Source organism: Paracoccaceae bacterium (assembly GCA_012103375.1).
Taxonomy (GTDB): domain Bacteria; phylum Pseudomonadota; class Alphaproteobacteria; order Rhodobacterales; family Rhodobacteraceae; genus WLWX01.
In genome coordinates, this window is record WLWX01000001.1 from 2,189,788 (window position 1) to 2,215,054 (window position 25,267).

General features: G+C 60.6%; 25 protein-coding genes, 1 tRNA gene and 1 pseudogene. 19 read left to right on the forward strand and 8 right to left on the reverse strand.

What is annotated here, in order from left to right; translation table 11 throughout:
* Positions 1–35: 35 nt before the first annotated feature.
* A complete protein-coding gene (locus GKR99_11130) occupies positions 36–404 on the reverse strand; it encodes a hypothetical protein (GenBank protein ID NKB28065.1) in 369 nt (122 codons plus the stop codon).
* A gap of 120 nt (positions 405–524) precedes the next feature.
* On the reverse strand, positions 525–1,451 hold the full coding sequence (locus GKR99_11135; GenBank protein ID NKB28066.1) for a dihydrodipicolinate synthase family protein: 927 nt from the start codon (positions 1,449–1,451) through the stop codon (positions 525–527).
* On the opposite strand from GKR99_11135, the gene GKR99_11140 reads away from it, so the two are divergent.
* The 11 genes from GKR99_11140 (at position 1,429) to GKR99_11190 (ending at position 10,889) form a co-directional block, all read left to right on the forward strand.
* Positions 1,429–2,103 carry an MBL fold metallo-hydrolase gene (locus GKR99_11140; GenBank protein NKB28067.1) on the forward strand — a complete coding sequence of 225 codons (675 nt, stop codon included), beginning with the start codon at positions 1,429–1,431 and terminating at the stop codon, positions 2,101–2,103. The genes GKR99_11135 and GKR99_11140 overlap by 23 nt on opposite strands.
* Before the next feature lie 2 nt (positions 2,104–2,105).
* Positions 2,106–2,567: a hypothetical protein gene (locus GKR99_11145; GenBank protein NKB28068.1), complete on the forward strand. Its 462-nt coding sequence runs from the start codon at positions 2,106–2,108 to the stop codon at positions 2,565–2,567.
* 183 nt (positions 2,568–2,750) lie between these two features.
* A complete protein-coding gene (locus tag GKR99_11150) occupies positions 2,751–3,263 on the forward strand; it encodes a GntR family transcriptional regulator (protein ID NKB28069.1) in 513 nt (170 codons plus the stop codon).
* Positions 3,264–3,313: 50 nt separating this feature from the next.
* Positions 3,314–4,684 carry a transposase gene (locus GKR99_11155; protein ID NKB28070.1) on the forward strand — a complete coding sequence of 457 codons (1,371 nt, stop codon included), beginning with the start codon at positions 3,314–3,316 and terminating at the stop codon, positions 4,682–4,684.
* Between the two features lie 105 nt (positions 4,685–4,789).
* Positions 4,790–5,014, forward strand: coding sequence for an FCD domain-containing protein (locus GKR99_11160; protein NKB28071.1), 225 nt, complete (start codon positions 4,790–4,792; stop codon positions 5,012–5,014).
* A 30-nt stretch (positions 5,015–5,044) separates the two neighbouring features.
* The gene (locus GKR99_11165; GenBank protein ID NKB28072.1) at positions 5,045–5,830 is read left to right on the forward strand and encodes an ATP-binding cassette domain-containing protein; all 786 of its coding nucleotides are present in this window, start codon (positions 5,045–5,047) and stop codon (positions 5,828–5,830) included.
* Positions 5,830–6,690 carry an ABC transporter permease subunit gene (locus tag GKR99_11170; GenBank protein NKB28073.1) on the forward strand — a complete coding sequence of 287 codons (861 nt, stop codon included), beginning with the start codon at positions 5,830–5,832 and terminating at the stop codon, positions 6,688–6,690. The genes GKR99_11165 and GKR99_11170 overlap by 1 nt, the downstream gene beginning before the upstream one ends.
* Complete coding sequence (locus GKR99_11175; protein ID NKB28074.1) at positions 6,683–7,537, forward strand: ABC transporter permease subunit; 855 nt, start codon at positions 6,683–6,685, stop codon at positions 7,535–7,537. The genes GKR99_11170 and GKR99_11175 overlap by 8 nt, the downstream gene beginning before the upstream one ends.
* Before the next feature lie 32 nt (positions 7,538–7,569).
* A complete protein-coding gene (locus GKR99_11180; protein NKB28075.1) occupies positions 7,570–8,601 on the forward strand; it encodes a hypothetical protein in 1,032 nt (343 codons plus the stop codon).
* 328 nt (positions 8,602–8,929) lie between these two features.
* Positions 8,930–10,018: an amidohydrolase family protein gene (locus GKR99_11185; protein NKB28076.1), complete on the forward strand. Its 1,089-nt coding sequence runs from the start codon at positions 8,930–8,932 to the stop codon at positions 10,016–10,018.
* Between the two features lie 4 nt (positions 10,019–10,022).
* Positions 10,023–10,889 (forward strand): NAD-binding protein, encoded by an 867-nt coding sequence (locus GKR99_11190; protein NKB28077.1) that lies wholly within the window; start codon positions 10,023–10,025, stop codon positions 10,887–10,889.
* Between the two features lie 7 nt (positions 10,890–10,896).
* Here the strand turns inward: GKR99_11190 and GKR99_11195 are convergent, their stop codons facing one another.
* The 4 genes from GKR99_11195 to GKR99_11210 are packed head-to-tail and all read right to left on the reverse strand — an operon-like array spanning position 10,897 to position 13,114.
* Positions 10,897–11,289 (reverse strand): VOC family protein, encoded by a 393-nt coding sequence (locus tag GKR99_11195; GenBank protein ID NKB28078.1) that lies wholly within the window; start codon positions 11,287–11,289, stop codon positions 10,897–10,899.
* Complete coding sequence (locus tag GKR99_11200; GenBank protein ID NKB28079.1) at positions 11,286–12,110, reverse strand: arginyltransferase; 825 nt, start codon at positions 12,108–12,110, stop codon at positions 11,286–11,288. Before GKR99_11200 ends, GKR99_11195 begins: the two co-directional genes overlap by 4 nt.
* 54 nt (positions 12,111–12,164) lie before the next feature.
* Positions 12,165–12,605 (reverse strand): RDD family protein, encoded by a 441-nt coding sequence (locus GKR99_11205; protein ID NKB28080.1) that lies wholly within the window; start codon positions 12,603–12,605, stop codon positions 12,165–12,167.
* A 59-nt stretch (positions 12,606–12,664) separates the two neighbouring features.
* Positions 12,665–13,114, reverse strand: a complete 450-nt coding sequence (locus GKR99_11210) for a DUF2852 domain-containing protein (protein ID NKB28081.1) — start codon at positions 13,112–13,114, stop codon at positions 12,665–12,667.
* Between the two features lie 135 nt (positions 13,115–13,249).
* On the opposite strand from GKR99_11210, the gene GKR99_11215 reads away from it, so the two are divergent.
* From GKR99_11215 to GKR99_11235, 5 genes are all read left to right on the forward strand, one after another.
* Positions 13,250–13,438, forward strand: coding sequence for a hypothetical protein (locus GKR99_11215; GenBank protein ID NKB28082.1), 189 nt, complete (start codon positions 13,250–13,252; stop codon positions 13,436–13,438).
* 357 nt (positions 13,439–13,795) lie between these two features.
* On the forward strand, positions 13,796–16,552 hold the full coding sequence (glnE, locus tag GKR99_11220) for a bifunctional [glutamate--ammonia ligase]-adenylyl-L-tyrosine phosphorylase/[glutamate--ammonia-ligase] adenylyltransferase (GenBank protein ID NKB28083.1): 2,757 nt from the start codon (positions 13,796–13,798) through the stop codon (positions 16,550–16,552).
* A gap of 92 nt (positions 16,553–16,644) precedes the next feature.
* The gene (locus GKR99_11225) at positions 16,645–16,971 is read left to right on the forward strand and encodes a hypothetical protein (protein NKB28084.1); all 327 of its coding nucleotides are present in this window, start codon (positions 16,645–16,647) and stop codon (positions 16,969–16,971) included.
* Positions 16,728–18,194 carry an acyltransferase family protein gene (locus GKR99_11230; protein NKB28085.1) on the forward strand — a complete coding sequence of 489 codons (1,467 nt, stop codon included), beginning with the start codon at positions 16,728–16,730 and terminating at the stop codon, positions 18,192–18,194. Before GKR99_11225 ends, GKR99_11230 begins: the two co-directional genes overlap by 244 nt.
* 306 nt (positions 18,195–18,500) lie before the next feature.
* Complete coding sequence (locus tag GKR99_11235; protein ID NKB28086.1) at positions 18,501–19,871, forward strand: transposase; 1,371 nt, start codon at positions 18,501–18,503, stop codon at positions 19,869–19,871.
* A gap of 288 nt (positions 19,872–20,159) precedes the next feature.
* On the opposite strand, the gene GKR99_11240 is transcribed toward GKR99_11235, so the two are convergent.
* Both GKR99_11240 and GKR99_11245 read right to left on the reverse strand, forming a co-directional pair.
* Positions 20,160–21,428: a tyrosine-type recombinase/integrase gene (locus GKR99_11240; protein NKB28087.1), complete on the reverse strand. Its 1,269-nt coding sequence runs from the start codon at positions 21,426–21,428 to the stop codon at positions 20,160–20,162.
* 162 nt (positions 21,429–21,590) lie between these two features.
* A tRNA-Cys gene (locus GKR99_11245) sits at positions 21,591–21,664 on the reverse strand.
* A 176-nt stretch (positions 21,665–21,840) separates the two neighbouring features.
* Here GKR99_11245 and GKR99_11250 point away from each other — a divergent pair.
* From GKR99_11250 to GKR99_11260, 3 genes and pseudogenes are all read left to right on the forward strand, one after another.
* Positions 21,841–23,301, forward strand: a complete 1,461-nt coding sequence (locus tag GKR99_11250; GenBank protein ID NKB28088.1) for an AMP-binding protein — start codon at positions 21,841–21,843, stop codon at positions 23,299–23,301.
* 246 nt (positions 23,302–23,547) lie between these two features.
* Positions 23,548–24,226 (forward strand): annotated as a pseudogene (locus GKR99_11255) (D-lyxose/D-mannose family sugar isomerase).
* Positions 24,223–25,101, forward strand: coding sequence for a peptidoglycan DD-metalloendopeptidase family protein (locus GKR99_11260; protein NKB28089.1), 879 nt, complete (start codon positions 24,223–24,225; stop codon positions 25,099–25,101). The pseudogene GKR99_11255 and the gene GKR99_11260 overlap by 4 nt, the downstream one beginning before the upstream one ends.
* The last annotated feature ends 166 nt before the right edge of the window (positions 25,102–25,267 follow it).

A 25,267-nucleotide genomic window follows, 5' to 3' on the forward strand; every position in this document is an offset into this window, starting at 1 on the left:
AAATCAGTTTCCATATTCCGCCGTTCCCGCGTGACCTAGCCTTGCGGTTCAAGTCGCATGTGGTCCGGTATCGTCAATGGCGCGTTGGTTCCGTCCAGAAATTCGACCATGGCGAAGGACAGATCCGTATCCCCGATATTCTCGACCGAGTGCATCATGTAGTCACCCGGGCCATAGTGGAAATGCCGGGTTTCGCCCACGTAGTGTTCGCTGTCGCGGACCTCGCCGGATGAGAAGTATCCGCGCGCCTTTCCTGACGTTAGCGCGGACCAGAAATAGGGGTTCACATGTCGATGAAACCCGCAGCGTGCACCAGCGGGGATATGCAGGTGCCAGACCCGTACACGCTCGGTCTCTGACACCAGGACCGACCCGACGCAGCCATTGTCATGGGCGGCGCGCATTTCTTCGTAAAGCCCTTCGGGCCAATGGGCGAATGCCGCCGGATCCGGGTTGGTTTCGATGTGATCGGGGCCGTGGTCCTGTGCGTCGTCTCTCATGGTCGCTCCTCCGTCGGTCGTTGTCTATTCTGCGGAACTCTGCGCGCCTAGCGCATCCAGATCAGCCCGCAGGTCGGCCTGCTGCGCCGCGCTGAGTTCGACCAGCGGCGGGGCCATTCGGGTCCAGCTATCGTCACCGCTGCGCCAGGCCTCGATCTGCTTCATCGCGGGCATCAGCGGGTATTTCGCGGCCATGGTCCGCGCCGCTTTCACCGCCATCATCGCGCTATCCCGCGCTGCCCCAGCTGGTGCTTGCAGCGCCGCCTGCGCTTTGGCCCCGAACACATTGGTCGAGCCTGAGATGACCCCCGCCGCTCCAATATCCTTGCCGTCCCACAGCATCGCCTCGGACGATGGGTAGACGTCGAAATCCTGCGCCACACCGCCGCTTGCTTCGATGATCGCGCGGGATTGTTCGAAATCACCGCTGGAATCCTTCAACCCTGCAATCACAGGGCCAAAAGCCGCGCGCAGGCGCAGCACCAGCGCAGGCGACAGCGGCACAGCCGACATTTGCGGAAAATGGTAGAGGTAGATGCGCAGATCATCGCGGCCAATGCTCTCCACCAGATTGGCGTAATGGCGAAACAACCCCTCGTCCGAGGGGGCCTTGTAGTAATAGGGCGGCAGGACCAGAACATTCGTGTATCCCGCATCCACAGCCGCCCGCGTCAGCGCGACGCAATCGCCCGTGGCAGGCGCGCCGGTGCCGAAAATGACCTGATCCGGGGCAATCCCGGCCGCGGCAAAATGGCCGGGCAGGGCCAGCCGGTCTGTCATGGCGATGGAGGTGCCTTCGCCGGTGGTTCCGGTCGGCGCGACCCCGTCACACCCCCCTTCTGGCGACAGCAGATGCCGACAATAGGTAATCAGTTTCGCCGCATCCAGCGTACCGGATTGGGTAAAGGGGGAAACTGCTGCGGCATAGATGCCGCGTCGGGCCTTGGTCATCGTTCATTCCTTGTGTGCCTTGGTCGCGGCGGTATCCGCGTGCCGCTGCCTAGCACGGGCGAGGCCTTCTGGGCCAGACGTTCGCCGGACGTCGGCGCTCGCAAGTGGATGGACCAGTGGAACAAAAGCAATTCGGCCTTTGCCAATTATCGCGACGATTGGCAGGATGGGATCTGACAATCAGCCAAACAACCCATCGGGGGACTACATGAGCCAGCCACGAACCAGCATTCGTCCGGTGACGCACTGGTTTGCCCTGGGCGATGCCTGGGTGACGACGATCCTTGACGGGGCACAAATGCGCGAACCATTGCGTCCGCCATTCATGATGGACAAGGACGACGCAGCACTTCAGGAAATCGCGGCGCAGCACCGGTTGCCCTGGGACCGGTTCGAAAACAGCTACACCCCCACAGTGGTCGAGGTTGGCGGCGCCCTCGTCCTGTTTGACACCGGGTTTGGCGCAGGTGGCCGCGGCGCCGGGGCCGGGATGCTGCGCGCCCGACTGGCCAGTGTGGGGTACCAGCCCGAAGATATCTCGGTCGTTGCCTTTACCCATTGCCACCCCGATCACATCGGCGGCGTGATGGAAGGCGATGCGCTGGCCTATCCCAATGCTAGGCTGATCATGGGGCTCCCAATGCTAGGCTGATCATGGGGCGCGCAGAACACCATGCCTGGACCAGCGGTGAGGGCGTGCCAGACAACCGCGCCGGAAATCGTGAGAAGTTTCTGAAGATCTTCGGCCCGCTGACGGATCAGTTGACCCTGATCGAGGACGGGGACGAGGTTGCCCCGGGCATCGTGGCCGAGGCTGCATTCGGTCATTCTCCGGGCCATATGATGTACCGCGTGACCAGCGGTGGGTCGCAGGCGCTGATCTGGGGCGATCTGACGAACCACTATGCGTTTTCGCTGCCCCATCCCGACAGCCCGGTCGGCTTTGACGATGACAAGCTGCGGGCGATCGAAACCCGTAACCGGGTTTTGGCCCAGGTTGCGGATGCGGGAACGCTGGTGGTCGGGCACCACATGCCCTTTCCCAGCGTCGGCTATGTCCGCCGGGATGGCGACAGTTTCGCCTGGATGCCTGCGACCTATCAGCTTTGGTCTTGAAATCGCCGCGTGATATTTTCTGATACTCAGTATCAGGGATTCCGAATTTCGCCGGTGCCGCGCAATCGGCCCCGGCACGACGGTCTGTCCGCCGCGTGGCGAAGGATCTGAAATCACAGCATTTAAAGGAACACTTCGGGCATACAGTTCAATTTTTTGCGGTCATTCACATGTTCTCAGCGCATGCGCGCGGCACAGAATGCCAGCAGGACAAAGCCCATTGACGCATTCACTTCGTCCAATCAGGCTTTGGTGATATTTCACCGGGGGGCGAAAATCGTGAATTTGATACGCCACAAAGTGCTGGATCAGATCCGTCAGGACATCCTGTCCTGCGGTCTGCCGCCGGGGGCGGAACTGCGCGAGGCGGACCTGGCCGATCAATACGATGTCTCCAAATCGCCAATCCGCGATGCGCTGCAGCGGTTACAGTTTGAGGGGCTGGTTCAGACCGCGCCGCGCCGCGGTCACCGGGTCACGCCGATCTCGGTCTCGGATGCCAGCGATATTCTGGACATGCGCGAGGCGCTGGAAGTCGCGGCCGTGCAACGCATCGTGCGCGAGGCTGATGACACGACGCTGGCGGATCTGGATCAATGGCGTCAGGCCGATGTATCCAACATCCGCGCCTTTGCGACCTACAACCGGGATTTCCACATCATGCTGGCCAAGGATACTGTTGAAAAAGTCCGTTGATTGGCCGCGCACGCTCTGATTCACTTGTTTTGAGGGTGGAGGGTTCGGCGATGATGGGTCCAAGGCAAGTTGCGCAAGGCGCGCTGTTCTATGAGTTCTCGATCGAGAGTTTTGTGCCGAAGGATCATCCCGTCCGGGGAATTGATCGCTTCCTTGATCTGACAGGTGTGCGCCCCTTGCTCGCTTCATACTACAGTGCCAATGGCCGCCCTTCGATTGATCCTGAACTGATGATCCGCATGCTGTTGTTGGGCTATTGTCAGGGCATCCGTTCCGAGCGACGGCTTTGCGAAGAGGTTCATGTCAATCTGGCGTATCGTTGGTTTTGTAAGCTTGATTTGGCTGATCCAGTGCCCGACCATTCGACATTCTCTAAGAACCGGCATGGCCGTTTCCGCGAGAGCGGTTTGTTCCGACATTTGTTCGAGGTCGTTTTGCAGCGCTGCATGGATGAGGGGCTGGTTGGCGGCCACAGCTTTGGTGTTGATGCCAGTCTGATCCCCGCGAATGCAAACCAGACGCGCGGCGTTGAAAGCAAAGACGGACTGCCAGCAGATCTGACGTCCCGTGCCGTCGACGAATATCTCGAGACGCTGGATGATGTGGCCTTCGGTGCTGCGACCAAGGTCGTCCCCAAATACATCTCACCGGCTGATCCAGCAGCGCGTTGGACTGGGGCTGACGGGGGAGCCGCCTACTTTGCCTATTCCACTAACTATATGGTCGATTTGGATAATGCAGTCATCGTGGACGTCGAGCCGACGGCTCCGATCCGGCCTGCAGAGGCGCGGGCAGCAAGGGAGATGATCGATCGTGTACATGAGCGGTTTGGCATCAAACCTGACAAGCTTGTGGGTGATACGGGTTACGGATCAGCCGAGATGTTGGGCTGGCTTGTGGACGAACGTCAAATCGAACCCCACATTCCGGTCTGGGATAAGTCAAAACGAACTGACGGCACATTCTCACGCGAAGACTTTGTCTACGACCCGGCGACCGACAGCTATACTTGCCCGACCGGCAAAGCCTTGCAAACATATCGGCGGAACTTCTCAAAACCGCGAAAGCCCAATGGCAGCAAAGACGGGTTCATCAGATACCGAGCCTCAAAGCACGATTGCGACGCATGCCCTCTGAAGTCGCAATGCTGTCCGAAGGACGACGGCAGACGCCTTATGCGGTCCGTTCACGAAGCCGCCCGAGACGTCGCTCGCGATATCCGAAAAACAGATGCCTACATGACGTCGTTCATCCAAAGGCGGAAGGTTGAAATGCTCTTTGCCCACCTGAAACGATACATCGGCGTGCAGATGATGCGGCTTCGAGGACCCAAAGGCGCAACCGAACAGTTCCAACTCGCAGCAACAGCTCAAAACCTCCGGAAACTGGCGAAGTTGGTGCCAGCAACAGTGCCAACGTGAAAGAAAACGGCGCGCGGCCGCCTCTCGCTCAACAACGCGCCGACCAAAACATCGACTTCTTCAACAGTATCCAAGCTCAGCGGGAATCGGCGGCTGGCTTCGGAAATGCGGCGCCTGCTGGATGCGTATGAGCGGTTGTGCATCGTCTCGCTGGAACGGCTCAGCGCCGATAAGGGCGACATGAGCACGGCGCTGGAAGATCACCGGGCGATCATCTCGTCTATGCAGGCGCGCGATGCGCGGGCTGTGGCAAAGATCGTCAGGCGGCACGTGCGCCATTCGCGCGGCCACATCATGAAAGGGCTGGAAAACCGGCCAATCGTAGACTGACGGTTCGGTTTAAAAAGCGCATGGGGCATCATGGATGGATCAGGGACAGCCAGGCAGATGAGTGACAGCGTTCTTGGCGCCCGCAGTCTGGGCAAGACCTTCGCCAACGGCTCGGTCGTGGCCCTGGAAGAGGCGTCGTTTGATATTCGCCCCGGTTCTTTCGTCTCGCTGGTCGGGCCGTCGGGATGTGGCAAGTCAACCTTGCTGCGCCTGATTGCCGGTCTGATTGAGCGGTCATCCGGACAGGTCACCGTTCATGGCACCGAAGTGTCGGGGCCGCGCACCGATGTGGCGATGATGTTTCAGAAGGCGACGCTGCTGGATTGGCGGACAGCGATTGAGAATGTTTTGTTGCCGACCGAGATGGCGCGCACCGTCACCAAGGACGACCAGAAACACGCCGCCGAATTGCTGAAACTGGTCGGGCTAGACGAATTTCTGTTCGCTTTCCCTTCGCAATTGTCCGGCGGGATGCAGCAACGGGTTGCACTGGCGCGGCTGCTTCAGACCGGGGCGGATGTGTTGCTGTTGGACGAACCCTTCGGAGCGCTGGATGAATTCACGCGTGAACGGTTGAACGTCGAACTGATGCGCATCGTGGCCGAAGTGAAGGCGACGACGCTTTTCGTAACCCACAACATTACCGAGGCGATTTTCCTTGCCGATCAGGTCTTTGTCATGACCCCACGTCCGGGCCGGATTGCGGCCACCATCGACGTGCCATTCGAGCGTCCGCGCCCGCTGAGCTTACAAACCTCGCCCGAGTTCAACACCCTGGTGGCCGAAGTGCGCGATGTGCTGGGTGAAGATCACTGATGGCGGTCAGCGACGGCATATCCCCACCGCGCCGGATCGGCCTGACCATGCCGCGCCGCCGGCTGCTGACCCATGCGGCGATCTTTCTGACGCTGATCGCCCTGTGGGAGATTGGCAGCCGGGCAGGGTGGCTCGACCCGCTGTTCTATCCGCGCCCGTCTAACATCCTGCGGTCGTTCTGGCTGATCTATTTTGCCAACGGCAACGTCTGGTTCCACCTATATGCCACGCTGGGGCTGGTGTTTGCGGGGTTCGTGGCCGGGTCGATCCTGGGCGTCGGGCTTGGCGCGCTGGTCGGGTTCCAACCGCTGGTACGCCGCTTCATCAAACCCTATGTGATTGTGCTGGAGGCGACGCCGCGTATCGCCGTCGCGCCTTTGCTGATCGCCGCACTCGGCTTTGGCGCGCCTTCAAAAATCGCCATCATCATGCTGGTCTGCTTTTTCGCGCCGTTTATCAACACGCTGTCGGGCGTTGTGAATGTTTCAGAAGACCGGTTGGAGCTGTTCCGATCCCTCGGCGCCAGCAAGATGCAGATCCTGAAGAAACTGGTCCTGCCCGAGGCGTTGCCGGTGATCATGGCAGGTGAGCGTCTGGCCCTGACCGCCGCCCTGTCGGGCGCGCTGGTGGCCGAATTCATCCAGCGCGATCAGGGCATCGGATCGCTGATCCTGATCTACACGCGCAACCTCAACATGGCGTCGGCCTTCGCCTGTATCTTCACGCTGACGATCATCGGATTCCTGATTTTCCGGGGTATGGAATGGGTCGATAACCGCATCGCCTTCTGGAATTCCGAGGCTGGCATGTCCCGCGTCGGGGCGAAGCGGGCAAGGGCATTCGGGGGGGCAAATGGCTGATATCCCTGACGCCCCCGGCAACGGCAAATCCTTCCGCGCCACGCGACTGATCCCGCATCTGGCGCTGTTCGCAGCGATCCTGATCCTTTGGGAGGTTGCGGTGCGCACGGGGTTCATAACCTCGATCATCATCCCGATGCCCAGCAAGATCGGCGGGGCGATCTGGGACCTCTATGTCGCTGAACGCACGATCTATAAGCACTTCTTCATCACCCTGACCGAGGCTGTCGTGGGCTTTGCCATCGGTGCGGCGGTTGCCGTGACGCTGGCGGTCTGCTCGGCCCTGTCCGAGACGTTCAAACGCTATGTCGCACCCTATGCCATCGTTCTGAACGTAACCCCCGGCATCGCGCTGACCCCAATCATCATCGCCTGGTTCGGCTTTGGGATGGGGTCAAAGATCGCGCTGGCGGCTGTGATCTCGTTCTTTCCGATCTTCGTGAACACACTGACCGGGCTGATCCAGCGTGATCTGGACCGCGAAGAACTGTTCCGCTCGCTCGGCGCGTCGGAGCGCCAGATCTTCGCCAAACTGCGCATGCCTGCGGCATTGCCGCTGCTGTTTGCGGGCCTGAAGATCGGCCTCACCACGGCGCTGATCGGCGCGGTTGTGGCCGAGTTTGCACAGGCCACCGATGGCGTCGGCGTGCTGATGAGCCGGTTTTCCTTTCAGCTGAACATGGCGGCGAGCCTAGCCACGCTGCTCAGCATGACGCTGATCGGCTTGATACTGTTTTACTCGATGGAATTTCTCGACGACCGGATCGTGTTCTGGCGGCGTGAAACGCGCAGGGCGTCGATGTCCCGCGCGAAGGCCCGGCGCTGGAAGGCGCGAATGGGTGAATAGCGGATGGACAACTTCCTTGGGAGGAAAGTGAAATGAAAATGTTTAAGGCAATGATGCTGTCGACGGCGCTGGCCGTAGCGGTTCCCGGCGTTAGCTTTGCGCAGGAAACGATCACCGTTATCAAACCGACACCACGTTCGGCGGTGTTCTTCCCGCTGGTTGTGGGGGAGGCGCTTGGGTATTTCGAGGAGGAGGGCGTGACCGTCAATCTGCTGCCCTCGGACACCTCGATCCCCTATGTCGCGTTTGTTCAGAACGGGCAAGCGGATCTGTCGATGCTGGATCCGAACGAGACGATTTACGCCGTGATCGCCGGGGCGAACATTAACACGGTGTACGAGGTGATGCAGAATGCACCCGAAGGCATCGCAGTGCTGAAAGGCGGCGACTATGGCTCGATGAGCGATCTGGTCGGCACCACGGTTGGCCTGGTGTCAGACCGTGACCGCGCCTTCTTGCAGGCCGCGATGGATGTCGCCGGGCATTCCATCGACGATGTGGATACTGTCGTGCTGGGCGAAAGCGGCCCGACGCTGGCGGCTGCGATCCGTGACGGGCAGGTTTCGGCCATTTCCGGGTCGGTTTTCGATTGGGCGGCACTGGTCGCCAACGGGATCGAGATTGATACCGTCACACCCGACGAGTTGCTGGCCAGCCCGGCCAACACTTTGGCGATCAACGCCGACAAGATCGAAGAACGCCGCGACGCGATGGAAGGGTTCTTCCGCGCCTGGTCCAAGGGCATGTATGTCGGCAAGGTGAACCCTGACGCGGTCGAACTGATGCTGCGCCAGGCTGTCCCCGAAGAATGGGAGGTTGAGGCCGCAGGCAAAGGCCTGTTCGAAGGCGTCCTGCCGATGAACATCTCGACGACCGAGCGTCTGGGCGATCTGCAGGCGGACGTTTGGACCAGCGTTCAGCCGCGCATGGTCTCCTCCGGTGCGATTGAGAATGAGGTCGACGTGTCGACCTTCCTCAACGACACCTACATTGATGCGGCCAATGACTTTGACCGGGATGAAGTCGAAGCCGAAGCCAAAGCCTGGCACGACCAGAACATGTAAACGACACAATGCAAATGGCGGGCCTGACCCGTTCAAACAGCCGCCGGGCAGCGCATCTGCCCGGCGGCGCACCACCAAAATTTTCACGAACAACAGGTTTCAGCCGATTGTGTTGAAAAACTCCGAAATCAGAGCGTCGCGGATTTCTTGCGAAAACCTATGAAGCGAAATAGTCGGAAAGCTTTGACCACGAGACAGCGCATGGCTGCGCGTGAGCGCATGTAGGCGATTTGGGCCGACCCCCGCGCCAAAAATTTAGGATCGGGCTGCATGGAAAGAAAAATCATCGTTCAGGCCCTAAAACGGAGTTTTTCAACACAATCAGCCCATGACACATGCAACCATCGACACGGCCACTCTGGGCGATGCGATTAACCGATATGGACCGTCTTCGGGCAGGGCAGCGCCGACAGGGACCAACCGGCTGGACAGCAAGACTGTCGATATCCACGCCCATGTGATGATCCCTGCGGGGTTCGACTATATGGGTCCGCATATGGATGTGACCAGGATCGCGATGGTCAAGCACTCCAACCAGGAAACCCGCGACATCAACATGCAGCAGGACAAGGACCGCACCGTCGCGATGACCGATCTTGAGGATCGGATGCGGGTGCTGGACGCGCAGGGCATCGACATGCAGGTCGTGGCCCCGCCACCGTTCCAATGCTGGTATCAGTCGCCGGTCGAACATTGCGTCAAAGGCAGTGAGATTGTGAATGACGGCCTTGCCGAATGGGCGGGCCAGCGCCCCGACCGGTTTGCGGCCCTTGGAACGCTGCCGATGACCGATCCCGCCGCCGCCGTGGCCGAACTGGAACGCTGCATGGGCGAACTGGGCATGAAGGGTGTCGAGATTCTGACGAATATAGACGGCGAAGAACTCGCCTCGCCCCGGTTTGAGCCGGTGTGGAAAAAGGCCGAGGAGCTTGGCGCGCTGGTGATGATTCATCCGAACGGGTTCACGCAGGGGGATCGCTTCCACGACTATTACTTCGCCAATGTCATGGGGAACCCACTGGAAACCTCTCTCGCCGTGGCGCATCTGATTTATTCGGGCACGATGGAGCGTTGCCCGGATCTGAAGGTGCTTGCGGTGCATGGCGGTGGCTTCCTGCCGGCCTATTCCGCGCGCATTGACCACGCCTGGGGCGCCCGGAAGGACAGCAACGCCAACCTGCCGCATCCGCCGACGCATTACCTGCGCAAGATGTGGTTCGACTCGGTCGTCTTTTCGGATCACCAGCTGGAGTATCTGGTCAGCACCTATGGGGCCGACAAGATCGTTATGGGCAGCGATTACCCCTATGACATGGCTGATTATGATCCGGTCGAACATGTAGTCAGCGCGAATCTGTCGGATGGCGACAAGGCCAAGGTTGCGGGGCTGAGTGCGGCCGCATTGCTGGGCCTCTGACGCAATGACTGTCGCAATCATCGGCCTTGGTATCATGGGCAGCGCCTATGGGGCCAACCTGTTGAAGGCGGGGGTGGATGTGATCGGTGTTGATCCGGTTGCGGCGGGTCGTGACCAGCTGATCGCCGCCGGAGGGCGCGCCGAAGAAACACCCGGCGGCTGGCTGCGCGATTGTGATCTGGTGATCCTGTCGCTGGCCTCGCCCCAGGTGTTGGCCGGGGTGGTGGATGAGATCTCGGGATTGCTAAACCCGGACCAGATCGTGCTGGAAACGGGGACATTCGCGCTGGCCGACAAACAAGCAGTCCAAAAACGGCTGGCGGACGCGGGGGTGATCCTGCTGGATTGCCCGGTCAGCGGCACCGGCGCGCAGGCGGCAGTGGGTGATCTGGTGATGATGGCATCGGGACCAGCCGAGGCGGTTGCCAAGGCGAAGCCCTTCATGGCGCATTTTACGAAGTCGGTGATCGAGGCCGGGGATTTCGGTGCGGGCATCCAGCTGAAATTCGTCGCCAACCATGCGGTTGCCCTGCACAATGCGGTCGCGGGCGAGGTTCTGAACTATGCCGACGCATTGGGGCTGAACCGCGACACCGTTTACCAATTGCTCAGCAGCGGTGCCGGGCAGTCGAAAATGCTCGACCTGCGGATGCCGCTGATGATGTCGGGGGACTATGACCCGCCAACGGCCAGCCTGAAGATGTTCGAAAAAGATCTGGGCGTGATTTCAGCGGATATCAGGCGGCTGGGCGTTCAGGCGCCCTTGCTGGATATCGTGAATCGCCTTTATGAGACCGCGCGCGCGGATCTGCCGGAAACATACGACGCGGCGGCGATTTTCGAAGTCTACCGCAGTGGCAAGGCCAGATAATCCAGGATCACGCCAGCGGCGGCCCCAGAAGATCCCATTTGTTGCCAAATGGATCCGACCAGACAACAACCTGGCCATAGGGCTCATCACGCGGGTCTTCGTGCAGACGGGCCCCGGCAGATGTTAGAGCGGCCAGCGTCGCGGCAAAATCCTCGGTCCTCAGAAAGAAGCCGACGCGCCCGCCGGTCTGGTTGCCGATGGCGGCGCGCTGCTGGTCTGTGACGGCGCGGGCCAGAAGGATTTCGGTTTGCCCGCCGGGCGGTCGCAGCGTGATCCAGCGTTTGCCATTGCCCTGATCCTGGTCTGCCGTCACCTCGAACCCCAGACCGCGCGCATAATACGCCAGCCCGGCCTCATAATCCGGCACCAGAAGCGCGACCGCCGCGATATGCATCATCAGCGGGTTGGCAACGTGTCGGGCAGGTTGATGCGCGCCACCTGTTCGGCAATCGGATCGGTGCTCAGCGGATGGGTCTGCGCAGTGTGATCGCCGGGATCACCAATGCTCTGCCAGCAGCCGCCCTTATAGACTTCAAGCGCGCTGAAGCGGGCCTTGTAATCCATCTTGGGCGATCCTGGCACCCAATAGCCGAGGTAGACGTAAGGCAGCCCCGCCTCACGCGCGATGGTGATATGATCCAGGATGATCGCCGTGCCAAGGCTGTCGGCAGCGCGGTCGGGATCAAAGAAGGAATAGACCATCGACAACCCGTCATCGAGGACATCGGTCAGGCAGACAGCCGTCAACGTCCGCGTGCCATCCTTGGAACCGGAATATTCCACGACCCGGCTGCGGATCGGGGTTTCCTCGATCATTGCGGCGAATTCGAAGATATCCATATCAGCCATGCCACCGGCGGCGTGGCGACTGTCGAGGTAGGCGCGAAACAGCGCATACTGCGCCTCGGTCGCCCAGGGAGAGGTGGCTTCGCGGCGCAGATCGGCGGTGCGGCGCAGGATACGACGCTGCGATCTGGAAAAGGTGAAATCAGCCACGCGGATACGGGCGGACATGCAGGCGGTACATTCGGCGCAGGACGGGCGGTAAAGGACGTTCTGCGACCGGCGGAACCCTTGTTTTGACAGCGCATCGTTCAGCGTTTCGGCGGTGTCGCCCTGCAGCGCGGTGAACAGTTTCCGCTCCATCCGGCCCTCAAGATAGGGGCAGGGCTGCGGGGCCGTCACATAGAACTGGGGCGCAATGGGTAACGTGTGTCGCACGGTTTGGACGTTAACAAGGCCTTGGGCATCCGCCAAGGCCTTGTTTAATCGTCGTTAACGGTTCAGCGCGGACGTGCCGAGAACCATGTCGGTCAGGCTTTGATGCCGTTCCGTCATCAGGATCATAACGATCGAGATCAGCTGCAGCGGAAACACAGCGATCGAGACGAAATAGCCAATGGTGTGGAACAGCGCCGTACCGCCATCCAACGCTTGCCCTCGCCCGTCGCGAAAATGGATCGCCATCAGCCGCATTCCGGGCGTGGCCGAGCTGCGCGCCAGGCTGATCCAGCGGTAAAGGAAGCTGAGCGTTGCATAAAGGAACGGCAGGAACAGCAGCCCCAGGAACAGCGTGAAGGGCAAAACGATGGCCGTCAGAATGCCGATCAGCACAACATCCACCACCCAGGCCAGCAGGCGTTTGGTGGGAATGCTCTGATAGAACTCCGGCTGGTCGACCGGGTCGGGCAGGGGGGTGGTCTGGGTCATATACATCCGTCTATCCGATATTTCGGCCGGCCCGAAGTCATCGGGCCGGCCAGGGAGGGGTTGGGTCAGATGGTGATCGGGCCTTCGCCACGATCGTCATCACGGTTGTCACGCCGGTCTTCGTTGCGCTCGTCCGAGGCGGTCGCCTCACGGGCGCGGGCGGCACGCTCATTCATGAACTCGTCGAATTCCGACTTGTCCTTGGCTTCGCGCAGGCGTTGCAGGAATTCCTCGAAGGCTTTCTGTTCCTCTTCCAGCCGACGCAGGGTTTCGCCCTTGTAGCTGTCAAAAGCCTGGTTGCCCGAGGACTTGAACGCGGCGCGGGCCGAGTGCATGCGCCGATGTGAACAGCCCATGTCGTTCTTCTTCTTGAAGAACACCAGATAGGCAAGCAGCGCCAGGCCGACCGGCCAGAACACGACAAAGCCAAGGACCGTTGCGCCGATCCAGGCAAACTTGCCACGTTCATCCAGCCAGGTTTCAGCAGAGGCGGGCCATGTTGCGACGTTGGACATCTATGTATCTCCTGTTGAGTTGGTTGCGATGTAAATCCGTTTCACATCCCCTAGATTGGGTGTCGCGGCGGTCGGGTCAAGAGATAATGTGAATGTTTTTTACATAAACTGTGTTTATGAAATAAAATCAATATATTGCTTGCCTATCTGGCGCGCAAATTTCGCAGGAAAAACGCCAAGAACATGCCGGGTCGTACCGCCGACGGCCCAGATTTCTGCAAAATCAGCGAGTCGCGGATCGAAAATGACACCCGCTTGGGACAGGTGCCCAAGGGGAGCAACGCCACAAATGGTAAAGTTGGTTTTGCGGAGCAGTGTGGCTGAAAAAGGCGCGGACAAAACGTGCCGGTTCGCAGATGCCAGCCCAATGTGACCGTCGTTTACTCGCAACGATAGCCGTGCGCTCGCCAGCCCGTGGGGTGGCGATGCAACGGTAGTTTGGGGCAATTGGATGGTCCAGGATTCCCGTCAAATCTGAAGGGTGTGCCAACCTGACAAAGTCGCCAACCCGCCCGGACGGGCTGGCGAGCGCACGGCGGCTGCGCCTTGATTCCGTGCACGGCGCGCGCTGAAGACGGCTGCTTCATAGCGCTGGCAATCACCCCGCATGTTGCTGACCGCTTCCACTTAAGCTCCAACGCCCGCTTGACGCTTTCCCCAACCGCCCCCAAAGCTGCCCGCATGATCTTTGCCGATGAAATCACCCGTGCACCGCACGCTTTCGACACCGCCTCTGGCGACGAAGCGCTGGCGGCGGTCGCTGTTGCCGCCGCCGCACGTGACCTGATCCATGGCACGGCAGGTTCCAGCCCCTACCTCAAGACGCTGATCCACCGCTGGTCCGACTGGCTGAGCGATGCGCTGGCCCAATCGCCGGACGCGGTCATGCGTGCACTTCTGCAAGGCGTCGCCGACATCCCCGTGGCCGATCTTGGCCCCGGTCTGCGCCACGCCAAGGGCAAGGTGGCCCTTTGGACCGCGTTGGCGGATCTGGGCGGGGTCTGGACGCTGGAACAGGTGACCGGGGCGCTGACCGAATTTGCGGATGCCGCCGTTGACCGGGCGCTGCAATCACTGGTCGGTGCCGAGATCCGGCGTGGCAAGTTGCCGGGGCAGGGCGAAGACGACATTGCGGACGCCGCCGGGATGGTGGTGCTGGCGATGGGCAAAACCGGGGCGGGGGAACTCAACTATTCCTCCGACATTGACCTGATCTGCCTGTTCGATGACGACCGCTACGCCGACGACTATGCCGAGGCCCGCGCCGCCTTTATCCGCGTCACCCGCCGCATGGCCGCCCTGCTGAGTGAGCCGACCGGCGACGGATATGTCTTTCGCACCGATCTGCGCCTGCGTCCCGATCCTTCGGTCACGCCGGTCTGCCTGTCGATGGACGCCGCCGAACGCTATTACGAAAGCCTTGGCCGCCCCTGGGAGCGTGCCGCCTTCATCAAGGCCCGCGTCATGGCGGGGGATCAGGCGGCGGGGCAGGGGTTCCTCGACCGGTTGTCGCCCTTCGTCTGGCGGCGGCATCTGGACTATGCCACCATTGACGACGCCCACGACATCCGCCAGCGGATGCGCAGCGCGCGCAAGCCGGTTTCGGCGGGGCTGAACGGGCGCAATATCAAGCTGGACCCGGGCGGCATTCGCGAGATTGAGTTCTTCACCCAGACCCAGCAGTTGATCGCCGGGGGGCGCGACGAAACCCTGCGGGTGCGTGGCACAGTCGACGGGCTGGACCGGCTGGCCGGGGCCGGTTGGATCGATCGGACCACGGCGGATCAGTTGACGCAGGATTATCGTGCCCACCGCGAGGTTGAGCATCGCCTGCAAATGATTGCGGACGCCCAGACCCATATTCTGCCGAACTCGGATGAGGCCTGGGCCCGTGTGGCCGCCTTGTCGGGGTGTGATCCGCAGAACCTGAAATCTGACATCGCCGAACGCGTGGCGCGCGTCGCCACAACGACCGAGGGGTTCTTTGCGCCCAGCAAACCTGATGACACGGGCGCGGTGGTGTTGGACGAACAGGCGCAGGACGTCATGGCACGCTGGTCGACCTATCCGGCGCTGCGCTCCGCCCGGGCGGCGGATATCTTCGACCGCATCCGCCCGGCGCTTCAGGAACGGCTGGCCCAGGCGGCAGACCCGGCGCAGGCCGTGCTGCATCTGGATGGATTCCTCGCCCGGTTACCGGCAGGTGTGCAGCTGTTCTCGCTGTTCGAGGCGAACCCACAGCTACTGGACCTGATTATCGACATTGCCGACACGGCCCCGGATCTTGCCCTTTATCTGTCCCAGAATGCGGGCGTTCTGGACGCGGTGATCGGCGGGGATTTCTTTGCGCCCTGGCCGGGGCGCGCAGCGTTGCAGGATGATCTGACCACCGCGCTGGCCAGGCTGAATGATTATGAGCTGTGTCTGGATGCCACCCGCCGCTGGTTCAAGGAATGGCACTTTCGCATCGGCGTGCACCATCTGCGCGGGCTGATCGAACCCGGCGACGCCGCAACACAATACGCCGATCTGGCGCAGGCCATCGTCGCAGCGCTTTGGCCAGTGGTCCTGGAGGAGTTTGCCCGACGACACGGACGGATCGAAGGCGCGGGAAGCTGTATCCTCGCCATGGGCTCACTCGGGGCCGGGGCGCTGCACGCGGGGTCGGACCTCGACATGATCGTGATCTACGACGCGCCCGATGGTGCGGAATCCGACGGCAAGCGCTGTCTTCCGGCCCGGACCTATTTCGCGCGCGCCACCCAGGCGATGGTCACGGCGCTGTCGGCACCAACGGCAGAAGGGCGGCTTTATGAGGTCGACATGCGTCTGCGCCCCTCGGGGAAACAGGGGCCGGTGGCGACCGCCCTGCCGGCCTTTGCCGAATATCAACGGCAAGAGGCCTGGACCTGGGAACACATCGCGCTGATGCGTGCGCGACCCATCGCCGGGGATGACGCCACCTGCCAGGCGGTGGCCGGGGTGCGCCACGAAGTTCTGACCAAGGCGCATGATGCTGCGCAGGTAAAGGCGGACCTGGCCGAGATGCGGCGGCGCATCGACGCGGCGCGCACCAGCCCCGGCGGGCTTGCACTGAAAGACGGGGCCGGGCGGATGCAAGATATTGAACTTGTCGCTGCCGCCGCCGCCTTGCTGACCAATACGGACGCGCAGGCACCGGGCGCGCAGCTTGCCGGGGCGGCCGCGGCGGGGTTGATTGCCGCGCAGGATGCCAAGGTGCTGGGCGATACCCATGCGCTGTTTCAGCAGGTCCGCCTTGCCGCGCAGCTGATCTATGGAGCGGGCGCGATTGAACCCGGGCGCGGCGACCGCCTGCTGCTGACCGGAACCGGCGCGCAGGATTTCGCAGCCCTTTCGGTCGCGCTGGACGCCCGCGCCGACAAGGCCGCCGATGCCATCGCCCGCTTTCTGGCGTGACCGCGCAGCCACCGGCACTTTTTTCTTGGCGTGCCGCGCAGAATGGCGCAAAGCTGCGCCCGTTCGACCCGCAATATGAAGGCGAGCCGCCCATGCCGACCAAACCCAAAGACCCGCTGGACCCGCGCGGCCTGATCCACGAAAGCTATGTGATCGAGGGGATCAGCGAAGCTGAGTGCCGCTCGATCTTCCTCGACTGGGCGCTGGGGCTGGCTTTGGATGCCGATCAGCCGGCCCTGCTGCGTGCCCTGCTGGATCGCCATGCGCCAAATCACGGCGATCACCCGATGACCAAGGTGCTGCGCGAGGCACTGCAACCCGCCGCCACACCCCGCCGCCGGGGCGGACGGGCGGCGCGCAGCGGCACTCCGCAGGCCGAGGCTGCGGCGCAGGGGGTGCCATCCGGGACAGACCCGTGACAGGCCCCGCACGGTTCGACCTGCTGGCATCGGACCGCGCGCGCGACTGGATCGACGTGTTTCGCGCCCTCGCGATCGCGCAGGTCGTCGTGTTTCACGTTCTGTTTGCCGTCGCGCGGTTTGCCCCGGAGGCGACTTTGCCGGGCTTTGTCGACCGGCTGCCATGGGTGATGAACCTGTTCTGGGAACCCGCCGGGGTTGACGTGATCTTCGTCGTCTCGGCCTTTCTGCTGTCCTATGGCCTGCTGTCAGACACCGACACCAGCCTGCGCAGCTTTGCGATCAAACGCCTCAGCCGCATCTTGCCGCTCTACTACGTTGCAATCGCATTCTACGGTCTGCTGGAAGGGTACAGCTGGCAGACGATCCTGCTGTCGGCCGTGTTTCTGGGGTACACGGTTGCGGATTCCAACGTCATTCCCGTCGGATGGTCGATGGAGGTCATGGTGCTGGTCTATCTGGCCCTGCATTTCCTGATGCGCTGGCTGACGGGGGTGCGCAGACCCCTTGTCTGGTTGACCGGCGTGTTGATCCTGACCGTCGCTGTACGCTTTGTCGCCATTGCAATGGACGACAGCGATCTGACCCTGTTCTTCGCCCGGATCGTCGCAACCGGAGACGTGCCGCCGATCGCGTTCGAGCTTTACTACCGCCCATGGTTTCGCCTGACCCCGTTTGTGATCGGCATTGCGCTGGCGTTTGTCCTTGCCCCGCAACGCCCGTGGCTGACCGTTCTGCGCCGGAACCAGGCGCTGCGGCTGGCGCTGGTTGGCGGCGGGCTGGCGCTGTTCTTCGCCCTGAACTGGCTGCCGACCCAGCGGCCCGAAAGCGATTGGAACCAGACCCGATTTACCGGATTCGCAGAATTCTACCTGGGCGGAGGCTATGCCTTGGCATCCATGGCCGTGGCGATGGTTCTGGCAGGCCTGATTGCGTCGCCCTCGACACGCCGAGGTCTGGGCCAGCTGTGTGTCTTCACCATCCTGTCGCGCAATATATTCGCGATCTATCTGTTCCATTTCCCCTGCATCCTGATCGCCGCAATCCTGGTTTTTGCCACGACCGATCGTACCGCGTTGGAAATCGCCTTCGGAGACGCCGGAGTTTTCAGGATCGCAGCAATCTCTGCGCTTGCACTGATCATCTCAGCCCTGATCGCCCGACCAATCACGCGTTATCTGGAAATCGCCCCCCAAAACTGGCTGCGCCGACGCTTCTTGTGACGCACACGCCCCAAGCTGATCCGCCAGATGCCGCCGGTTTCTGGTGCGGGGGAATTGGCGCGCTATCTGAGCATGAGGATCGGATTGTGCAGTGGCCGGGCACTATGGAAACATCAGCTGTGAACTGTTCCCTAAATTCCGCAGGGTAGCTGCGTTGCCGCGAAGTTCCTACCGCATGCGCAAGGTAATGCTGCGTCAGCGAAGTTGGAAAATCCAATGACGGTTCTGTCCGGATACTGTTGAAAAAGTCCGTTGATTGGCCGCGCACGCTCTGATTCACTTGTTTTGAGGGTGGAGGGTTCGGCGATGATGGGTCCAAGGCAAGTTGCGCAAGGCGCGCTGTTCTATGAGTTCTCGATCGAGAGTTTTGTGCCGAAGGATCATCCCGTCCGGGGAATTGATCGCTTCCTTGATCTGACAGGTGTGCGCCCCTTGCTCGCTTCATACTACAGTGCCAATGGCCGCCCTTCGATTGATCCTGAACTGATGATCCGCATGCTGTTGTTGGGCTATTGTCAGGGCATCCGTTCCGAGCGACGGCTTTGCGAAGAGGTTCATGTCAATCTGGCGTATCGTTGGTTTTGTAAGCTTGATTTGGCTGATCCAGTGCCCGACCATTCGACATTCTCTAAGAACCGGCATGGCCGTTTCCGCGAGAGCGGTTTGTTCCGACATTTGTTCGAGGTCGTTTTGCAGCGCTGCATGGATGAGGGGCTGGTTGGCGGCCACAGCTTTGGTGTTGATGCCAGTCTGATCCCCGCGAATGCAAACCAGACGCGCGGCGTTGAAAGCAAAGACGGACTGCCAGCAGATCTGACGTCCCGTGCCGTCGACGAATATCTCGAGACGCTGGATGATGTGGCCTTCGGTGCTGCGACCAAGGTCGTCCCCAAATACATCTCACCGGCTGATCCAGCAGCGCGTTGGACTGGGGCTGACGGGGGAGCCGCCTACTTTGCCTATTCCACTAACTATATGGTCGATTTGGATAATGCAGTCATCGTGGACGTCGAGCCGACGGCTCCGATCCGGCCTGCAGAGGCGCGGGCAGCAAGGGAGATGATCGATCGTGTACATGAGCGGTTTGGCATCAAACCTGACAAGCTTGTGGGTGATACGGGTTACGGATCAGCCGAGATGTTGGGCTGGCTTGTGGACGAACGTCAAATCGAACCCCACATTCCGGTCTGGGATAAGTCAAAACGAACTGACGGCACATTCTCACGCGAAGACTTTGTCTACGACCCGGCGACCGACAGCTATACTTGCCCGACCGGCAAAGCCTTGCAAACATATCGGCGGAACTTCTCAAAACCGCGAAAGCCCAATGGCAGCAAAGACGGGTTCATCAGATACCGAGCCTCAAAGCACGATTGCGACGCATGCCCTCTGAAGTCGCAATGCTGTCCGAAGGACGACGGCAGACGCCTTATGCGGTCCGTTCACGAAGCCGCCCGAGACGTCGCTCGCGATATCCGAAAAACAGATGCCTACATGACGTCGTTCATCCAAAGGCGGAAGGTTGAAATGCTCTTTGCCCACCTGAAACGATACATCGGCGTGCAGATGATGCGGCTTCGAGGACCCAAAGGCGCAACCGAACAGTTCCAACTCGCAGCAACAGCTCAAAACCTCCGGAAACTGGCGAAGTTGGTGCCAGCAACAGTGCCAACGTGAAAGAAAACGGCGCGCGGCCGCCTCTCGCTCAACAACGCGCCGACCAAAACATCGACTTCTTCAACAGTATCTCCGCTTAGCTGGCCTCTGCATCCAAATTCGCGAATGTCTGCAATCCGGCGGCAACACGCCAACCCAGCGCAGCTACCCGTTCAATATGCGCAATAGCGTATCGCCACCAATCAGCTCGCCATTCTTTGCCTGCAAAGCCATCATCCTGATTTCTTCCGAGACTACGTAGTTTGGTTGTTCAACGCCCATAGCTGCTAGCAATCCCACTTCGTCCAGCTATTCGTTTGCAAGCATTTCAAAAGCCAATCCCACCACGTCGCCCGTACCAGCTTTTGGCACTTCAGTAGGCTTCTTCATGTTGCGGCCGCTATGAAGGTCCGCGTTCATCGTCGGGCTGATTTTGCTGTAGTGTTTGTCAATCATTGCAGTGCTGTTGCCAACCTGCTTGGCAATTAAGTGCGAGCTTACTCCGCGCCCCAAATCTCGTGTCACATAGTAATGTCTTAAGCTGTAGAGCGTTCGGGTTTTTCCGTCCGCACCCGTTTTCAGTTTCAGATTGCCCAAAAGCGCGTTGAAGGCCCGGTTCAAACTGGCGATATTGGCAACTTCGCCAAGGCGCGTCGTGAACACATACTCGTCGTTGCCCGCTGAGACGAGCTCGTCGAAGCTGTCGTAGCTGATAGACGGGTTCAGCTTGCTTTGCCTATCCAAATACTCGGCAACAGTGTCTCGGGCGACTGAGGTGCGATAACCCGTTTTCCCGTCAACATTCACGACTAAGTAACGCTCGCCATCCTTTTCGTTCCATTCAATGTTGTTCCAGCGCAGCCTTAGAGCTTCCGTTCCGTGACGTACGCCCGTGTTTGCAAGGAACAAAACATAGTTCCGCAAGGTTTCGCGCGTCGCTGCCGCTTTCTTGTTGTCTGTTTTTTCGTGCCACTTGCGCAGCGCAGTGTAGATCTTCCTATATTCCGCTTCTGTGAAACTGCCTCGACTTTCGCTTTTCACCCCTTTGTTCAAGAGAGTAGGGCGCATAGATTTTACAATCCAACCATTCAGCTCGGCTTCGTCCAACACCCTGTTGAGTGCAGCGTTGTGGTTGTTAATACCGCTTTGTGTGAAGGCTTTTCGATGCGTCTGTGTGCGCCATCCGTCAAATTCTACCAGTGCGCGCAGGTCGATCTTGTCGATATCCGTGTTGCCAAAATATGGGATCAGCCATCGCTGTAGCGCAGAGATGTAATCTTTGAACGCCTGCTTGCCGTGGCCATCATCTAGTTGGGCCTGCATGCGTTTGATTGCATGTTCAGCGACATGTTTGAATTTGCGAGTTTGAGCCGGGAGTTTGTTGTCTATGCGGGCCTGAGTCTCATAATAGAGTTTGAGCGCGCGTTCCTTGGCTTGCTCAAAGTCTTCGGTTTTAGCGCTGCGTACAATGCGCTTGCCGTTGTCGAGTGTCAGACGTGCATACCAATTTGAACTGTTTTTTCGTTTATCGAGCTTCAGTTTTTTGTGCACAGTTATTGTTTTGACGTCGTAGCTCATCTTGAGCAAAATCCATAAGTGTCTGTTGCAACAGACATTACTTCAAAATTGCGAAAACATCGACACAAAACTGCACGCGGACTGTGTACGAATTGTGTACAAAAATGCAGAAACTATATCTTGTGTTTTCTTGTTAAATTATGTGGAAAATACACAAGATAGTGGAGGCGAGTATGAGAATCGAACTCATGTACACGGATTTGCAATCCGCTGCGTAACCACTCCGCCAACTCGCCTCGGGTTGTGGTGGGGGCCTTCTACGGGCGTTTTGTGGTTGCTGCAAGACCGTGACGGTGGCCGTGGTGAAGGGCGACGGGTTGGGCCGGTGAAGCGGCGATTGATGCGGAATTGACATGCCCTGTGCGGCACTGTCTGCTGCGGGTCGGGGAATGATTGCGGGGGAGGCGGGGTATTGGCATCCGGGGACGGCATTGTGCCGTACGGTGTTGCGTGTTTCGCGCGGCTGGATGGTTGGCAGGATCGGCCCTTGCTGGCCAATGGCCCGCGCGCGCTTTCCGCCCAGCAGATCGCCCGGCAAGCGGCATCCATCGCGCAGTATCTGCGTGATGCGGGTGTTCAAGAAGGCGATGTCGGGCTGATCTGCCTGCGCGATCCCATCGACACGATTCTGGCGTTCCTTGCGCATTGGTATCTTGGGGCCAGCCCGCTGGTGCTGGATTTTCGCCTGCGCCAGTTCCGTGCCTCGGGTGCACGGATTGCGCTGGTTGATCCGCGCGCGCCGGGCCGCGATCTGATGTCCACGCTCGCGTTTTCACCCGATATGCTCCATGGTCCTGCGCCGCGTGACGGGCCGACGATGTCGCGGGTTGCGGCGGCGGCGCCGGCGATGATGCTCGCCTCGTCCGGGACGACCGGATCGCCGAAAATCTATGCTGTGGATTTTCACGTGATGAAGGCCTGGGGGGCGGCGCGGGAGGTTGACTTGCCATTGCCACAGGGGCTGGCGCTATGCGCGCTTCCGCTTCAATATGTGGCGTCGCTGATGCTGGTTTTGCGCAACCTTCTTGAGGGGTTGCCGGTCCGCTTTCACCCCGTTCTGTCGGGCCATTCCGAGATTACCGAGGCGCTGCTGCAGCACCCGGTGGTGCATACCGCGCTGCCGCCCAGCGTGATCCGGCGCATGGCCGCAGAGGTCGGGCCGCGCGATGTTCCGTTGCTAAATCACGTCCAGTCGCTTCGTTCGTCGGGCGGGCCTGCCTTGCCCGATGACAAGATCGCGGCCTTTCACAACCTGTCGAATGGATACAACATGTCCTTCGGGTCGGGCCTGTCCGGCTTTGTTTCCCTGCTGGCGGGGCAGGATGTGCTGGAGCGGCCCGAAACCTCGGGGCGCATCCATGCCGCAACACCTGTCGAGATCATTGGCCCCGACGGGCATGCGGTGCCTGCAGGAGAGTCCGGCGCGCTGCGCATCCATACCCGAACGCTCAGCCGGATCGTGGCGTCCGACCAGTCGACCAGTGAGCTTTTGGGCGATGGCTGGTGCATGACGGGCGACGTTGCGATGGTCGACGGCGACGGTTTTCTGACCATCCTGGGGCGTTCATCCGATATGATCCTGCGCGGCGGTGTCAGCATCTCGGCGACCGAACTGGAAGCGGTTATCGCCGCCCTTGATGGTGTGCGAGAGGTTGCGGTGATCGGTGTGGATGACCCCGACCTTGGGCAAGAGGTTGGCGCGGTCGTGGTGGCACCAGGGCTGGAATTTCAGGCGCTGAGGCGGCATTGCGTTGAGCAGATTTCGCCTGACAAGCGGCCACGCCGCTTTGCGCTGGTCGACAGCCTGCCTTACAGCGCCAATGGCAAGTTGCTGCGGCGCAATATTGACGCGGCGATCTTTGGTTCGGGTTAGGCCTCATTGGTCCGGTATCCCGATTTCGACAGATTTTGTGTCGGGCAAGGTTAGTCGCAGAGGGCGCACCCCACTATAGCGTCAGCCAGAACACCGGACTCGCTTTCGATATGTCCTACGCTTGGCCAAGGGCGCACGTTCGCGCCGCGTATCCCGCGCCGGAAACGTCAGAGTTTTCCCATCCACCTCTGGACGCGGTCACACCATCGGTTAGCATCCGCGCGACACCATCAAAGGACCCCGAGTATGAAACGAACCCGGATCAACGACATCATGGCCGCCGCGGACGAGATGATCCGCCACTACGGCTTTGTCCTTCCGCCCTTCGCCTATTGGTCCCCGGATGAGTTCCGCGCGCGCCGATAAGGACCGGATCTTCGCGTCCCGCATGGGCTGGGACATCACCGACTATGGTGAGGGGCGCTTTGACCAGCTGGGGCTGTTCCTGTTCACGCTCAGAAACGGTGATCTGGCCGACCTGCAGCGCGGCGGCGGCATGTGTTACGCCGAAAAGCTGCTGATCAGCCGCCAGGATCAGCTGAGCCCGATGCACACCCATGTGATCAAGGCCGAAGACATCATCAACCGGGGCGGGGCGACGCTGGCGATCCAGTTGTTCGGGTCCAACGACGATGGCAGCTGTTCCGACGACCGCGGCGGGCGGGTGATCTGCGACGGCATCCCGCGCGATTACGGTCCCGGAGAAGTGCTGAAATTCGCCCCCGGCGAAAGTGTCACCCTGATGCCCGGCGACTGGCACGCTTTCTGGGGTGAGGGTGGCGATGTGTTGATCGGAGAGGTTTCCACCGTCAACGACGACGTCACCGACAACCTCTTCCGCGAACCCATCGGCCGCTTTTCACAAATCGACGAAGACGTGGCCCCGACGCATCTGCTGGTCAGCGATTACGACCGCTGGCTGTGATCCGGGCAACTGTTCAGCTGATCGGTGTGGCGCTGGTCTGTGCGCCGCTGGTCTGTGCGCCGCCGCTGCATGCGTCCGAAGGGCCGTGCGACAATCGCCATTTCTGTACCGTGGTCGAGGATGACGCCAGCGGAGCGCGTCTGGTGGGCGAGAATTTGAACCCGGTTGCGCCGGTGACCGTCAAGCTTTGGCCCCAGGCGCAGGGGGATGACCTGCGCAAAGACCGCCGCGACCACGCCTTGCCGACCGTGGTGATTGATGCCGGAACGCGCAAAGTGCTGATGCCGCTCAGGCGTGATGCCGACGGTGTGGTCGAAGATCTGCCGCAGGTCGACTGGACCTTCGGCGACTATCGCGCCACGCCCGACCCGGACAAGCCGCACCTGCTGCCATGGCCCCAGAACGTGCTCTTTGGCAAGCTGCGCTATTTCGTTTCGCAAGGCTGTGATGAGGCGTTCAGCCATAACGGCAACCGCGCCAACGCCACTGATTTTTCGATGCCCGAAGGCGCGCGTATCGCCGCCGCACGTGGTGGCGTGGTGTTAGAGGTAGAGGAGCATTTCGACAAGGGCGGCGAGGATGAGGCGCTGGTGGACGCGGCAAATGTGGTTCAGATCCTGCACGAAGACGGCTCAATCAGTATGTATGCGCATTTGCAAAAAGACGGTGCGCTGGTGGATGAAGGTGACCACGTGATCGCTGGCGATGTGATCGGGCTTGCCGGAAACACCGGATTCTCGACCGGTCCGCATCTGCATTTCGAACGCTATATCGCGGGCGAAGACGGTTTCATCCTGTCGCTACCCACCCGGTTCCGCCATTGGGGAGGGGAGGTTTCCTGCCCCAAGACCGGGTCGAGCCTGGGCGCGAAATAGCGCGGTCGGGACAATTCGGCGCGCGCCGTCGCCGGGGTTGCCCGTGGTGCCAACAGAAAATTTCGTTACCGGGCCTGACCCTCTGGCAATGGACGCCCGGATTCTGATACACGGGGCTAACGACGCTGATGGCGCGACGCCCAAGGCGGCTGCGAGACGGAAAGAA

What these genes read in the sequence shown, in the direction of transcription:
- GKR99_11130 (NKB28065.1), bottom strand. Translation starts at nt 404, where the DNA reads ATGCGCGCCGCCCATGACAATGGCTGCGTCGGGTCGGTCCTGGTGTCA.
- GKR99_11140 (NKB28067.1), top strand. Translation starts at nt 1,429, where the DNA reads ATGCCGCGTCGGGCCTTGGTCATCGTTCATTCCTTGTGTGCCTTGGTC.
- GKR99_11135 (NKB28066.1), bottom strand. Translation starts at nt 1,451, where the DNA reads ATGACCAAGGCCCGACGCGGCATCTATGCCGCAGCAGTTTCCCCCTTT.
- GKR99_11145 (NKB28068.1), top strand. Translation starts at nt 2,106, where the DNA reads ATGGGGCGCGCAGAACACCATGCCTGGACCAGCGGTGAGGGCGTGCCA.
- GKR99_11150 (NKB28069.1), top strand. Translation starts at nt 2,751, where the DNA reads ATGCGCGCGGCACAGAATGCCAGCAGGACAAAGCCCATTGACGCATTC.
- GKR99_11155 (NKB28070.1), top strand. Translation starts at nt 3,314, where the DNA reads ATGATGGGTCCAAGGCAAGTTGCGCAAGGCGCGCTGTTCTATGAGTTC.
- GKR99_11160 (NKB28071.1), top strand. Translation starts at nt 4,790, where the DNA reads ATGCGGCGCCTGCTGGATGCGTATGAGCGGTTGTGCATCGTCTCGCTG.
- GKR99_11165 (NKB28072.1), top strand. Translation starts at nt 5,045, where the DNA reads ATGGATGGATCAGGGACAGCCAGGCAGATGAGTGACAGCGTTCTTGGC.
- GKR99_11170 (NKB28073.1), top strand. Translation starts at nt 5,830, where the DNA reads ATGGCGGTCAGCGACGGCATATCCCCACCGCGCCGGATCGGCCTGACC.
- GKR99_11175 (NKB28074.1), top strand. Translation starts at nt 6,683, where the DNA reads ATGGCTGATATCCCTGACGCCCCCGGCAACGGCAAATCCTTCCGCGCC.
- GKR99_11180 (NKB28075.1), top strand. Translation starts at nt 7,570, where the DNA reads ATGAAAATGTTTAAGGCAATGATGCTGTCGACGGCGCTGGCCGTAGCG.
- GKR99_11185 (NKB28076.1), top strand. Translation starts at nt 8,930, where the DNA reads ATGACACATGCAACCATCGACACGGCCACTCTGGGCGATGCGATTAAC.
- GKR99_11190 (NKB28077.1), top strand. Translation starts at nt 10,023, where the DNA reads ATGACTGTCGCAATCATCGGCCTTGGTATCATGGGCAGCGCCTATGGG.
- GKR99_11205 (NKB28080.1), bottom strand. Translation starts at nt 12,605, where the DNA reads ATGTATATGACCCAGACCACCCCCCTGCCCGACCCGGTCGACCAGCCG.
- GKR99_11210 (NKB28081.1), bottom strand. Translation starts at nt 13,114, where the DNA reads ATGTCCAACGTCGCAACATGGCCCGCCTCTGCTGAAACCTGGCTGGAT.
- glnE (NKB28083.1), top strand. Translation starts at nt 13,796, where the DNA reads ATGATCTTTGCCGATGAAATCACCCGTGCACCGCACGCTTTCGACACC.
- GKR99_11225 (NKB28084.1), top strand. Translation starts at nt 16,645, where the DNA reads ATGCCGACCAAACCCAAAGACCCGCTGGACCCGCGCGGCCTGATCCAC.
- GKR99_11235 (NKB28086.1), top strand. Translation starts at nt 18,501, where the DNA reads ATGATGGGTCCAAGGCAAGTTGCGCAAGGCGCGCTGTTCTATGAGTTC.
- GKR99_11240 (NKB28087.1), bottom strand. Translation starts at nt 21,428, where the DNA reads ATGAGCTACGACGTCAAAACAATAACTGTGCACAAAAAACTGAAGCTC.